At 37.6% G+C, this 13,546-nt stretch carries 8 protein-coding genes, 1 pseudogene and 1 other annotated feature; of the genes and pseudogenes, 6 read left to right on the top strand and 3 right to left on the bottom strand.

The window, feature by feature from the left end:
- Nucleotides 1-344 precede the first annotated feature (344 nt).
- The 4 genes from MKY09_RS09950 to ileS all read left to right on the top strand — a co-directional run bounded on the left by MKY09_RS09950 (nucleotide 345) and on the right by ileS (nucleotide 7,030).
- Entirely contained in the window at nucleotides 345-1,661 is a 1,317-nt protein-coding gene (locus MKY09_RS09950) for a hemolysin family protein (RefSeq protein WP_342566606.1), read from the top strand.
- 49 nt (nucleotides 1,662-1,710) lie between these two features.
- A complete protein-coding gene (locus tag MKY09_RS09945) occupies nucleotides 1,711-2,775 on the top strand; it encodes a hemolysin family protein (protein WP_251553173.1) in 1,065 nt (354 codons plus the stop codon).
- 208 nt (nucleotides 2,776-2,983) lie between these two features.
- Nucleotides 2,984-3,538, top strand: a complete 555-nt coding sequence (locus MKY09_RS09940; RefSeq protein WP_251553208.1) for a GNAT family protein — start codon at nucleotides 2,984-2,986, stop codon at nucleotides 3,536-3,538.
- Between the two features lie 130 nt (nucleotides 3,539-3,668).
- Nucleotides 3,669-3,909: a binding site (T-box leader), on the top strand.
- Nucleotides 3,910-3,961: 52 nt separating this feature from the next.
- The gene (ileS, locus tag MKY09_RS09935; RefSeq protein WP_342566605.1) at nucleotides 3,962-7,030 is read left to right on the top strand and encodes an isoleucine--tRNA ligase; all 3,069 of its coding nucleotides are present in this window, start codon (nucleotides 3,962-3,964) and stop codon (nucleotides 7,028-7,030) included.
- Between the two features lie 51 nt (nucleotides 7,031-7,081).
- On the opposite strand, the gene MKY09_RS09930 is transcribed toward ileS, so the two are convergent.
- Nucleotides 7,082-7,546: a hypothetical protein gene (locus MKY09_RS09930; protein WP_298469966.1), complete on the bottom strand. Its 465-nt coding sequence runs from the start codon at nucleotides 7,544-7,546 to the stop codon at nucleotides 7,082-7,084.
- 94 nt (nucleotides 7,547-7,640) lie between these two features.
- Between MKY09_RS09930 and MKY09_RS09925 the strand changes: the two genes are divergently transcribed.
- Nucleotides 7,641-8,441, top strand: a complete 801-nt coding sequence (locus MKY09_RS09925) for a class I SAM-dependent methyltransferase (RefSeq protein WP_342566604.1) — start codon at nucleotides 7,641-7,643, stop codon at nucleotides 8,439-8,441.
- 38 nt (nucleotides 8,442-8,479) lie between these two features.
- On the opposite strand, the gene MKY09_RS09920 is transcribed toward MKY09_RS09925, so the two are convergent.
- Together MKY09_RS09920 and MKY09_RS09915 are read right to left on the bottom strand one after the other, a co-directional pair.
- On the bottom strand, nucleotides 8,480-9,886 hold the full coding sequence (locus MKY09_RS09920; RefSeq protein ID WP_342566603.1) for an HD domain-containing protein: 1,407 nt from the start codon (nucleotides 9,884-9,886) through the stop codon (nucleotides 8,480-8,482).
- A gap of 709 nt (nucleotides 9,887-10,595) precedes the next feature.
- Nucleotides 10,596-12,163, bottom strand: a pseudogene (locus MKY09_RS09915) (IS3 family transposase).
- A 178-nt stretch (nucleotides 12,164-12,341) separates the two neighbouring features.
- Here MKY09_RS09915 and MKY09_RS09910 point away from each other — a divergent pair.
- Nucleotides 12,342-13,508: an MFS transporter gene (locus MKY09_RS09910; RefSeq protein WP_342566602.1), complete on the top strand. Its 1,167-nt coding sequence runs from the start codon at nucleotides 12,342-12,344 to the stop codon at nucleotides 13,506-13,508.
- The last annotated feature ends 38 nt before the right edge of the window (nucleotides 13,509-13,546 follow it).

Raw genomic sequence — 13,546 nt, 5'->3', positions numbered from 1 at the left:
TTAACGGTCTTATTTAGTTTTGGAACTTCTACATTTGCTGAAGAAGAAGCACCTCGACCAACATCGTCTGGAAATACAAACTAGTAAAAGTCTAGTCATGGACTTTGGATAAATATTTAACTTATATCACCCACCTGTGCAATTACAGGTGGGTGTCTATGTTATTTGTAAGGAAACTTGAAGAACTTCAGGTAGAAAGTTGAGAAAGATGAAAAAAATTTGTTTTTTTGAAACCATAACGTGATGGTTTTCGTTATAATATATTAGATAAGATTTTTTAAGAGTCATATAACAAGAGAGTATTAAAAATAACGGAGGTGAATCCCTCGAAATGAGGGAACATATTGGACTCGAGTATATTAAATATCATTTTATTAATCATCTTTTTAGGTTTGACAGCATTTTTCGTAGCAGCTGAATTTGCAGTAGTCAAAATCCGCAAATCCAGAATTGATCAGTTAATCGAAGAAGGTAATAAGAAAGCTGAGATTGCAAAGAAAGTTGTAAGTGACCTTGATTATTACTTATCAGCGTGTCAGTTAGGTATTACAATCACAGCTATTGGGTTAGGTGCTTTTACAAAGCCTTACGTTAAGCATTTAATGTATCCTATTTTTGAATGGCTCAATACCCCTGAAACTGTAATGAATATTTTATCTTATGGTATTTCACTTGCGATTGTAAGTTACCTACATGTCGTTATTGGGGAAATGGCTCCAAAAACATTAGCGATTCAATTTTCGGAGAAAGTCACATTAATGTTGGCACCAAGTCTATATTATTTCGGTAAAGTAATGTATCCGTTTATTAGAGCATTAAATGGTACTTCACGATTTCTGTTACGTGCTGTAGGGGTAAAAGCAGCTAGCGAAGATCAAGCCTATTCGGAAGAAGAGCTTAAAATAATCATGTCTCAAAGTTTCCAAGGTGGGGAAATTGATAAGCAGGAATTGGAATATATGGAGAATGTATTCGCCTTCGATGAGCGTGTTGTCAAAGACATTATGGTTCCTCGCCCAGAGTTCGTTGCTATTGATAGGGATATGAATACTACAGAAATAGTATCGATTTTAGATGAGCATAATTACACTCGTTATCCAGTCGTTGAGGAAAACGATAAAGATAAAATTATTGGCTTTGTAAATGCAAATAAGTTACTTAGTCGCATAGTAACGAATCGTCCTGCTGATTTGAGTGATTTTGTTCGCACGATTCCATTTGTGTTTGAGCAAACACCGATTCAAAATGCATTATTAAAAATGCAGGAGGAGCGTGTACATATTGCGGTAGCTGTCGATGAATATGGTGGTACCGCTGGTATTTTAACGTTGGAAGATATACTAGAAGAGCTCGTAGGAGAAATTCGTGATGAATTTGATGCGGATGAAGTGGATGAAATTCGTAAGACGGGCGAAAACGAGTATACAATTAACAACCGAACATTATTAGAAGAATTAGAGGATCGCTTTGGTATAGATTTCGAGGATAGTGAAGATATCGATACAATTGGTGGTTGGGCACTAAATGAAGGTTTTAAAAACACATCGGAAGTTAACGAAGGAATGGAAATACAGCACGGTGATCATCTATGGATTATTGGTGAAGTAGAAAACTATCATATTAAAGAAGTGATCTTCAAACAAAATTATTTTAAACAATAATTACGATTAATTATTAATGGAGGTGAATCCCTTTCCATAAGGGAGTTAATTGGACGGTATAATTATTTTAAACTTAGCCTTAATCACATTATTTATTTTATTGACAGCGTTTTTCGTAGGGGCAGAATTCGCGATTTTAAAAGTGCGTATGTCACGAATTGATCAGCTTATCTCGGAGGGAAATAAAAAAGCAGTCGTCGCCAAGAAAGTTACACAAGATTTAGATTACTATTTATCAGCCTGTCAGCTAGGAATAACAGTGACAGCTCTGATTTTGGGAGCACTTGGAGAACCAACCGTTGAAAAAATGTTAGCACCAGTATTTGAATATTTAAATTTAGGTGAAGCTCTTTCAACCGCACTTTCCTATGCCATAGCGTTATCGGTTGTCACATTTTTACACGTAGTCCTTGGTGAATTAATGCCTAAAACATTAGCAATTCAATATGCTGATAAAATGACACTTCTTTTAGCACCACCTCTTTATTGGTTCGGGAAAGTTTCTAAGCCGTTTATCTCAGCTTTAAATGGTTCTGCTCGTTCGTTATTAAAAATATTTGGTGTAAAGCCTGCAGGACATGACGAAGTGTATTCTGAAGAAGAGTTGAAAATGATTGTTACACAAAGCTTTGCAGGTGGAGAAATCAACCAAACCGAACTTGCTTATCTGGAAAATATATTTGCATTTGATACTCGTCAGCTAAAGGACATTATGATTCCCCGCTCAGAGGTGATTATGTTAGAAAAACAGCAAACGCTTGAGCAAATGGTGGCGGTCATTGAAGAGTTCGAATATACACGCTATCCAGTCATTGACGTTTTAAAAAAGAAGAATGACGTAATTGGATTTATTAACACAAAGGAAATGTTAACGGATATCGCTGCTGGACGTTCTAATGACGTGACATTCTTCATCCATGACATCCCAAGATTTAAAAATTCAACAGTTATTAAAGAGGTATTCTTAAAAATGCAACAAACACGTAAGCACATGGCCATTGTAACCGATGGTAAAGGAGTTATCGTGGGTCTAGTAACAATGGAGGATATATTATCAGAAATTGTTGGTGAGATCCAAGATGAAGATGATGGAGATTTCGTATATGCAACATAACTTTAACCACATTTAAACAATACATTGGAAGAGTAACCCGAATAGTGGACATGTAACAAGTGGGCCTATTCGGGTTTTAATTATTTATACTTGAATCGTTTTTGGGCTTAACGGAGAAAAGATTATTTGAATTTTAGAGAATAGATTAAATACAACCATCACGTTTTAGTTTTGATTATTTTGAGATCAAAATTATTTGCGGAGGGGGATAGCGATGAAAGAATTATATTTGGAGACTGATCGCTTGATCCTCAGAACATTTAATGAGGAAGATTATGAGAGCTGGTCAAATGGATTTAATAATCGATTACCTTCTCAATATAAATATGACGAAGGATACAAAATAATGGAGAAGGCGTCTAATGAATGGTTCTCTGATTGGATCAAAGGTTTTAATAAGGCTCAAGAGAACGATGAAATGTATATAATGGGTATTTTTAGAAAAGAGGATGGAGTTAATATTGGAAAGGTAGAACTAATCACAATTCTTAGGATGGATTATCAATGGGCTATGATGGGATATTCTATTCATAACCAATATTGGAAAAAGGGGTATGGAGTCGAAAGTGTGAGAGAAGCTAAAAAATATTTTTTTGACTCGTTAAAGTTCCAACGAATTGAACTTCATATTAATGTTGATAATAGACCGTCCGAAACTCTTGCTAAAAGAGCCGGCTTTAAATACGAGTGCACACGAGAGAAGTTTTCTATGGAAGAGGAAGAATGGGTAGACTTTCTAATTTATTATGCGCTTAGAGAATAAGCTTGTTCCTTGGATAAGTAACATTTGAAACGAACTAAAAGATCGAATATTTATATTTTTCGCTAAGTAACAAATAATTCTATTGACATTCGTTTTACATACATGATAAATTTATCCACAATAAAACCATACAAATTCGTTGATGAGAAAAAGTAAAAGATAAATCTATTCCAAAGAGAGCCGATGCTATGCTGAAAGTCGGTGTTTAGGTTATTTTTGAAAATCCTCTCTGAGAAGTCGCACTGAACTAAGTAAGTGTGATCGGGTGTCTACCGTTAAAAGGAACGCGTATGCTTGTACGTGGCTAAGTGCTATTGAGGTGAAGATTTCAATGGAATTAGGGTGGTATCACGGTTAAACCCGTCCCTTTACTGGGGCGGGTTTTTTGTATGTTTTATTAATTTGAACGTGGAGTGATATCAGATGGTTAACAAGGACGTAAAGAAGACGGTTTTACAACGCGAGCAGCAGATAAGAAAAATGTGGGAGGAGCATAATGTATTTCAAGCATCTATTGAGCAACGAGATGGAAATCCTACATTTGTGTTTTACGAAGGTCCTCCTACAGCGAACGGTTTGCCACATGTAGGGCATGCCCTCGGCAGAACGATAAAGGATCTGGTCGCTAGATATAAAACAATGAAGGGTTATCAGGTCATTCGAAAAGCGGGCTGGGATACCCATGGGCTACCAGTTGAACTTGGCGTAGAAAAACAGCTTGGTATTTCTGGTAAGAAGGATATAGAAGACTATGGGGTCGAAGCATTTATCAAGAAATGTAAGGAAAGTGTATTTGTTTATGAAAAGGAATGGCGTGACTTCACAGAAAAGCTGGGATACTGGGTCGATATGGATAGCCCCTATATGACGATGAGTAATAGCTACATTGAAAGTGTATGGAATATCCTTGGTACTATACATGATCAAGGTCTGCTGCAAAAAGGTCATCGGGTTTCCCCATATTGTCCTAGTTGTCAAACGACCTTAAGTTCACATGAGGTATCTCAAGGGTATAAAACGGTTAAAGACTTATCAGCAATAGTTAAGTTTAAACTTACACATAAAGAGAATGAGTATTTTCTTGGATGGACTACTACTCCTTGGACACTGCCGGCAAATGTAGCCCTAGCGGTTAATCCTTCGCTTGAATATGTTCGAGCGAAGAAAGGGGAGGAGGTATATATCCTCGCAAGAGATTTAGTTAAAAAAGTCTTGAAAGATGGATATGAGATTCTTTCCACCTTAAAGGGGGCAGAATTAGAGGGTCTTTCCTATACCCCACTTTTTGATCTTGTACATGTAAAAAAGGGATATAAAGTAGTTACCGCAAATTATGTTTCAAGTGATAGCGGAACTGGTATTGTCCATATCGCACCAGCGTATGGGGAAGAGGATTACAAAGTGATGAAGGAAAATAGCTTATCTTTTATTCATGTAGTAGATGAAAGAGGGAGGTTTACAATAGCCGTCGAGGGGTTGGAAGGACGTTTTGTTAAAGAGTGTGATTTAGAGATTATACGATTACTCTCCCATAAAGGGCTACTGTTTTACAAGGAAAAATACGAGCATAGCTATCCCTATTGCTGGCGCTGTGATTCCCCATTGCTCTATTACGCAATGGAAAGCTGGTTTATACAAACTACAGCCTTAAAAGAACAATTTTTAGCTAATAATGAATCCGTATCTTGGCATCCAGAGCACCTCAAACATGGTAGGTTCGGCAACTTTTTAGAGCAAATGGTCGATTGGAATATCAGTCGTAATCGTTATTGGGGCACCCCACTTAATGTGTGGGAATGCAGCAATTGTAAGCTTGAGCTCGCCCCTAAGAGTATAGAAGAATTAAGCAAGTATTCGCTACATCCTCTAGGAAGTATTGAGCTCCACAAGCCATACGTAGATGATGTTCGTCTCTGTTGCCCTTCGTGTGCTGGAACTATGAGGAGAACTCCTGAGGTGATTGATGTATGGTTTGACAGCGGTTCTATGCCATTTGCCCAATATCATTATCCATTTGAGAATGAGAAGCTATTCTCTAAACAGTTTCCAGCAGATTTGATCGTAGAGGGGATTGATCAAACAAGAGGATGGTTTTATAGTCTTTTGGCTGTTTCTACACTGTTTACAGGCAAATCACCATATAAGCGTGTTCTTTCCACTGGGCATATTTTAGATGAGAACGGCCAAAAGATGTCTAAAAGCAAAGGAAATGCGTTGGATCCCGTTGAGCTGATCCAACACTATGGGGCAGATTCGCTGAGATGGGCTTTACTCGTTGACAGTGCCCCCTGGAATGCAAAAAGATTTTCTGAACGAATTGTTCAAGAGGCAAAATCTAAGCTGGTTGATACACTAGACAATGTTTATCATTTTTATACGCTCTATACTACTTTAGATAAATATGTTGTAACGGGAGATAAAGCCCTTCAGCAAACAACATTAGATAAATGGATTCTGTCCTGCCTTCATAGTACAATTCGTAACGTTAACATTAAATTAGATGAGTTTAACTTTACGAGTGCAGCCAGAGATATTGCACATTTAGTGGAACAAATCAGCAACTGGTACGTAAGAAGGTCGAGGGAACGCTTTTGGTCAAGTGGTCTTAATAAGGATAAGGTAGCAGCATATGAAACGCTTTACGAGGTATTGACTAAAGTAAGCCAATTACTTGCGCCATTTACACCTTTTATCGCGGAAGAAATATACGTGGGACTTACTGGGAAAAGTGTCCATCTTGCTGATTATCCACAGTCTGATGAATCCCTAATCGATCAATTACTCGAGCGAGAAATGGGTGAGGTATTACAGGTTGTTGAACTAGGAAGAAGCATTCGCAACAGTCTTGCTATAAAGGTAAAGCAGCCTCTAGCACAATTGTTTGTGAAGAGCAGCAAGCCAATAAATTGGAGTGCATATGAAAATATTATAAGGGAAGAGCTAAATATCAAGGAGATTCATCTGCTTAACAGCGGAGAAGAATATTTTACTTCAACTGTGAGATTAGATTTTAAAAAATCAGCTGCTAAGTTTGGCAAACATTCAAATAGTATTAATGTGAGGCTAAATAACTTAACATCTAGTCAGGTAAGCGAGCTTATTCAAAATAGAAGTATAAAGTTAGAAGAAAATCTTGTTTTACTAGAAGACGTTTTAATAGAGAATAAAGTAAAGGATGGCTTTGCTTATGGAACTAGTAATGACATGACTGTTGTGATAAATGTGACATTAACGGAAGCCTTGATACGTGAGGGGTGGATGCGTGAGTTAATCAGGGCAATCCAATCCTATCGGAAGCAGTTGCTTTTACCTGTAGAAAAAAGAGTAAATATCACCCTTCACACAACTGCCGAGATGCATGCAATCATAAACAGTTTTTATCCATTGCTAGAACAAAGTGTATTAATAAATCAGCTTATCGTTAAACAACAAAGAGTATCAGGTATAAGTGTGACGATTGGTGGTCATGAGATTGAAATAGCACTCGAATAAAAACTAAAAAAAGGGACATTCTTTCGCGAATGGTCCCTTTTCAAGTCTCTATTAATGCCAAGTATTTCTTTCCACTAAACGAGCATATAAAACATAAAACTCTCTTTCTGGATATTTCTGTTTCATTTTATCAATATGTTTAACAGCATACTCTTCTGCCTCTTCATAAGTGAGGTGGGTCATAGTGCCGCCTGAATTGGTGTACATAGGAGAAGTTGCTTCGTTAATTTGTACAAAGGTGAATGTGATATAAATCTTTTCAGGAAGGTATTGGGCTCTTTTTAATTCGTCATCTGCAGTTCGATCGTTTTCTGAAAAGTAGAATGTATCATGCTTATTCAACAATCCAACTCTCTTTAGTACCCACAGATCCGTGTAACCCATAGAAACTTCTTCTCGAAGGTTTGTATAAATTTCCTCTAGGCTATCACCTATTTTAGGGAAGGCATCTCCTCGGTTGGTTAAGTAAACAAAGTAGCTGATATTTTCAGTTTCATCCAGTAACTTTTTGATCATTTTGCTCCTCCTTTTGTTATGATAAAGTAAGTATATTACATTAATTCATACTATTGTTTATTTTCATTTAAACTTTAGTGAAAGGGTAGTGAAAATGGAAAAATTATTAACTTATATGAAGACAGTAGGAAGTTCTTCTATTCAACGTATACAGCTTCAACATCGCCTAGGGCTGGTACAATCCTTTAATATTGAAAAGGGGATGAGAGTGCTAGAAATCGGGTGTGGTCAAGGTGATACAACAGTTGCATTGGCAGATGCAGTAGGTGAAACAGGATTTGTAATGGCAATTGATATTGCTGGCAGAGATTACGGTAAACCCATAACCTTAGGAGAAGCAACTGACTTTATAAAATCCTCCCCAATAGGTAACCGAATATCTTTTGATCTAGAAGCAGACTTCCTAACGATGAAAATAGACGAGGCATATGATGTAGCTATTCTCTCTCACTGTCTTTGGTATTTTCAAGAACCTGCTACGTTGCTTTCTTATCTTAAACGATTAAAGAAGGTAGCTAAGCGCATATGTATCGCTGAGTGGGATTTAGAATGGACTAAGCCAGAGCAGCTTGCCCATTTTTACTCAGCGAGCATATTAGCAATATATGCAGAACAGTTTGAAGACGAGGGTAATATCCAAAATGTTTTTCACAAGCAACAACTTAAGAATATGCTGAAAGAATCAGGTTGGAACCTAGTTGACTCAAAAAATGTGGATGCATCGTTCCTACAAGATGGCAAATGGGAAGTAGATTATGCGATATCAGTGAGAGAGAAATTTAATCGTTCTCCCGTTAAAATACAGACGCTAATTCAGAGTTATTATGCCTTGCTAGAGAAAGCTACTAATAAGGATGTTCAATCATTAAACAGTATAGTATTAATCGCAAACTAGCCTAACACACCGTAAGATTGCTAGACTCTTATGGTGTGTTAAGCAGGGTTTGTCTCATCATTCACGATATCGGTTATTTCTTTAACAGCATTTGAGGTTTTCACAAAATGAAGCCACTTTGCATTAGCAGTTATTTTATTTTTCACATGGAGCTCTACTATATCTTTATCCTTTAAAATTGTTTGAAGTGATCTTATCGTGCCATTTACTTTAGCAAAGGCTAGTTTATTTGCCAAAGTCGGATTAAGTGCATATGCAAAGTCAATGATGTTGGAGTTAATTGGTAACTTAATAATATCCATTTTTGGTGTGTATATTTCTATTTCTTTATAAAAAAGTTCTAAAGAGACTAGCTCACAAAATGCAATTGGGTTATTGGTAATGGATTTAGCAAAAGGAATCGAATTCCCTAAAAGAGAGGTACTTAGTGTTGTAGAATCAATGGTCTTTAAGCAAGCGAATATCCCATTCTGGTAGAAGTATTGTGTTTGCCTATCCTGTAAAACAATTGTCATTGGAATACCAGCTACCCTAACCTTTGTTTTGAGCTGTTTGATAAAGGGGTGTTTTTCAATGGCAATTTGGTCTACAAAATGATCTGGCATTGTTTCAAATGTGGAATGCACGAGACCAAGAGCTGTATAGCAGTTGAAGGTAGAATCAATGGTAATGTGAACAGTAAACATATCAGAAAGGTAAAATCCTTCACTTAACAAGTTGTACCCTTGAAATAAGGGGATATTAATCCATCTATGTTTGGTAATTATGTGTGAAGTATCCTCTTTCATTAGTTTAGTAATAAATTCCTCATACGATTCTTCATAAACTTTTGTATAGTTATTTATCTTCTCTCGAAATTGCTTATACCGTTCCGGATGCAAATAGCTGAAGGCTAGCTCTTCCAACTCCCTTTGGAGTGTAAACAACCCTATTCTTTCTGCTAATGGTGAAAAATAAAGAAGTGTTTCGTTTGAATAGGGAATTTTCTTTTCCGTTCTTTTGATAGCTAGGGTTCTCATATTATGCAAACGATCTGCTAGTTTAATAGCTGCTATTCGTATATCTTGAATAGCATAGGATAGGAGCTTCTCCATATTAATGGCACTATACTCCTCTTTTTCAAACGTACCTTTTTCAAACTTCGTTAACCCATCCACGATAAAGGCGACATCTTTCCCAAATAAAAGCTCGATTTCCTTGAGGCCAACTGCTGTATCTTCCACTACATCATGAAGTAAGGAGCAGACTAAAGTTGTTATGTCCGCCTTGTATTCGGACAAAATCAGGCACACCTCGAAAGGGTGGATAATGTAAGGTTCACCAGTTGCTCGTGTTTGGCCAACATGCGCCTTTTCAGCAAAATCCATGGCACTTTTTAGTTGAACTAATTCTCTTTCCTCTAAATAGTTACAGCTATGTATAAGCTGCTCTTTTACTTCCTTCATTTGAAAATCACCTCCATTTATTAATATATGTATTAAGTCCTCCTTGAGCAAAGCAATTTAGACTAATAAGTGGTATTTATATTTATTCTACCGAAATGTCAGAATTCCTTTTTAAAGGATAGAACAATCCTAAACATTTGGAGTCTACCCGTATGAGCGCCAATAAATGAATGGAGAGTGTCCCATAAACATTGAAAACTCGCCCGTAAAATATGAAATAATGTCCCATAAAGATTAAGAAGTGTCCCATAAATAAGGAAAGCGCCCGTAAATGGTTGGAGAGTGTCCCATAAACAGTGAAAACTCGCCCATAAAATATGATAAGTGTCCCATAAATTGAGTGTAATTCACTCGAGGTCACATGTTTCTAAACTATCTATTCGATGATCCTAATTTTTGATTAAAAGTTTCTTTTTAGATAAATTTAAAGTAATGCTTGAGGAGGGTTTAATATGAAATGTGGTGCAAAATGCTTTTTAGTGGAGATGGAAGTGAATGGAGTAGTAGAGGTTATAGCGGTGAACGCCCGATCACGGTGTTTGTCAATATAGTTGTCGCATTTAGCTAGTTTAGTATTTTAAAAATACATGTTCTTATAATCTTGTAACCCCTAATTCAGTCTAGGCTACCGCGCTGTGCTTGCTGGCCTGTTGATTGGAATGGAAAGGAAGAGCGTTCTTTCCATTCCAACCAACAGGGTAACGGGGGATTACGGTTTAACTAATACTTCTTTTTTAGCCTCATCCCGCATGGGATTAAGCGCTACTTGTTCATGTGGTGCCCAGTTTCTCGTTTTCCGAGCCCATCGCTCAGGATGCTTCTCTTTCGCAACTTCGTACACATCTTTTCGCCTTTCTAATATCGCCAAATGTGCTCCCGTATGGCACTGTACTGGCGTTACGTAATTGAGCCCACTGTGTAAGTGAACCTCATTGTACCAATGGACAAACTTTTGCGCCCATTGTCTTGCTTTTTCGAGTGTTTCAAAGCCTTTATGCGGGAAATCAGGTCGATATTTTAGCGTCCGAAACATCGCTTCTGAATACGGATTATCATTACTCACACGTGGTCTTGAAAAGGAACTTTGAATGCCCAGTTTCTCGAGTAACACTAGGAATGTCGCAGCTTTCATCGGGCTACCATTGTCCGAATGTAGAACAAGTGGCGTTCCTTGAATTTTTTCACTGATCACTGCTTTTTTCACGAGTGCTTCCGCATGTTTGGATTCTTCTGTTTCCCATACTTCCCAGCCGACTGCTTTTCTACTAAACAAATCTAGAATCAAATAGAGTCGATAAAATAAACCTTTCACGGGTCCACCCAACCAGGTAATATCCCATGTCCACACTTGATTGGGAGCCGTCGCAAGATGGCTTTCTGGGATTCTTCGCTGTGGCTTACCACTACGTCCCCGATGATTTTGCATCTTTTCTTCTTTTAATACACGATAAAAGGTGGATTCAGATGCAATATAAGTACCTTTATCTGCGAGCTTCGGAACGATTTGTGTTGGTGGTAAATCCGCGTAATCTGCTTGTTTCACAACGGTGATAATTTCGTCTCTTTCTTCTGGTGATAATTTATTTTTCGGTACGGGACGTTTTGTAAGTGGTCGCTGATCGACTTTCACTCCGCCATCGGATACCCAACGCTCATACGTACGTACGTTGATGTGTAGCTCCTGACAAGCCTTCGCTATTCGTGCACCATTTTGATTGGCTTCTTGTATTAATTTCACGGCTAGTGTGCGATTTGCCGGGTCAATCATTCGTCCTCGTCGTCCCCCCAAATCGCTTGGGCCTTTTTTCTTAGAAGTAGTAATGCCGCAGCTTCCGCCAACGCTTTCTCCTTCTTTTGTAAATCTTTTTCTAATGCTTTTGCACGTTTCTGTTCTTCTTTTAGTTGAACATTCAACTGCTTGGACTGATCAAATGCTTGCCCATTTGCCTGAAGGCAAACACTCTTCCATGCTTCAATCTGTTCCAGATACAAACCCTTTTTACGGCAATACTCCGCAAGCTCCAGTTCATTCATCGCAAATGTTTCCATCACGATAAAAAACTTATCTTGACTGTTCCATTTGTCGCTTGTTTGTCCATTACCTGGCGTTGCAGTTCCAGCTACGCGAGCTTGCTTTCGCCACTTATATAGCGTCACTTCTGAAATACCTTCCGCTTTGGAAATTTGCGAAACCGCTTCGTTGTTAGGTGGCATCATACGCTTCAAAATTTCTGCTTTTCGTTCTTGTGTGTAACGTGTTCCATTTTGTTTTGTCATTAACGATCGACCTCCGTGTATTTTACTTAATCATATCACGTTAGCCTCGTACGACTTCTATCCTAACAGAGGGGGTGAATGTTACACTTAAGCTAACGCAGCGGTTTAGTTGAACAAGAGGTCCTTTTTATAGCTTTAAAGAATATACATGTAACAATAATTATAAATGGGGGATGTAATGGAGTTTAGTGGGAAGGTAGGTTTAAGTGTTGGTTGGATAACATTGTTTTTAATGGGTATTGACTTATTTGTAGTATCTCCTTTACTACCGTTCATTTCGGAAGCCTATAATGTTAGTTCAGCGATGACTGGATGGATGGTAACAGTTTTTGCAGTCACATATGCTTTTTCCGCTCCTTTCTTTGGATGGCTTTCAGATAAAAATGGACGGAGACCATTAATTACATTTGGCTTATTGTTGTTCGTCATTTCTAACATACTAACTGCTTTTGCTCCTTCATTTTTTTGGTTAATTGTTAGTCGTGTTTTAGCTGGTTTATCTGTTGCTTCAATTACTCCTTTGATTTACGCAATCATTGGAGATACTGCACCACCAAATCGGACAGGGACATGGCTTTCGATTGTTGTTTCAGGACACTTAACAGCTCTTTGGGCAGGAGCTCCATTCGGTATGTTATTAGAGCATTTTCTCGGTTGGCGTTCAGTATTTGTTATAATGGCTGTTATAGGAGCTATATTGGCAGTAGTAAATTTCAACACCTGGAAATATGTTCCTAGAATCTATTTAACAAGGAATCTATTAGAAGGAAATTTGCTAAGAATACTTGGTTCGGTAAGTGTTACAACCTTTTGGGCGATTTCAATGTATGCTCTTTATGTTTACTTAGGAGCTTCTCTTTATTCTGAAAATAGATTCTCATCAACAGAAATCGCATTAGCTATAACTTTTTATGGTATCGGAGCTGTTTTAGGAAGTCTTATAAGTGGACAATTAACAGATAACTTTGGAGAAAGGAATATATCGAAAGTTACGCTCATGTTCTTGACTCTAATATTTGTTTGTTTAGGTATATTCTTCACATCAGATGATTGGATCTATTTCTTCTTGTTCTTATGGGCTTTAGTTGGGTATGCAGGATTTACTTCATACCAAGCAAGATTAGCGGTTGAATATTCAAACGAACGAGGAATTGTCATGGCGTGGAATAATACCGCTTTGTATATTGGTATTACCCTTGGCTCAATGATTGGTGGTTTTGTCATTTCTAAATGGGGATACTCTTTCCTTCCGTATGTTTGTAGCATTGCAGCAGTTCTTAGTTTTGTCCTTAGTACCCAAAAAGTCAAAGAAACAAAAAAGGCATCAGCTGTTTCAGATACATGACCTCCGAATAAAGTCTTTTTGTTGAACTAACGAGGTGC

This window comes from Psychrobacillus sp. FSL K6-4046 (assembly GCF_038624605.1).
In the GTDB taxonomy this organism is placed as follows: Bacteria; Bacillota; Bacilli; order Bacillales_A; family Planococcaceae; genus Psychrobacillus.
The sequence above is the reverse complement of the archived record's forward strand: the minus strand, read 5'-3'. Positions and strand labels throughout refer to the sequence as shown.

Excerpts from the sequence above, each read along its gene's own strand:
- MKY09_RS09920 (WP_342566603.1), bottom strand. The coding sequence starts at position 9,886 with ATGAAGGAAGTAAAAGAGCAGCTTATACATAGCTGTAACTATTTAGAG.
- MKY09_RS09925 (WP_342566604.1), top strand. The coding sequence starts at position 7,641 with ATGGAAAAATTATTAACTTATATGAAGACAGTAGGAAGTTCTTCTATT.
- MKY09_RS09930 (WP_298469966.1), bottom strand. The coding sequence starts at position 7,546 with ATGATCAAAAAGTTACTGGATGAAACTGAAAATATCAGCTACTTTGTT.
- ileS (WP_342566605.1), top strand. The coding sequence starts at position 3,962 with ATGGTTAACAAGGACGTAAAGAAGACGGTTTTACAACGCGAGCAGCAG.
- MKY09_RS09910 (WP_342566602.1), top strand. The coding sequence starts at position 12,342 with ATGGAGTTTAGTGGGAAGGTAGGTTTAAGTGTTGGTTGGATAACATTG.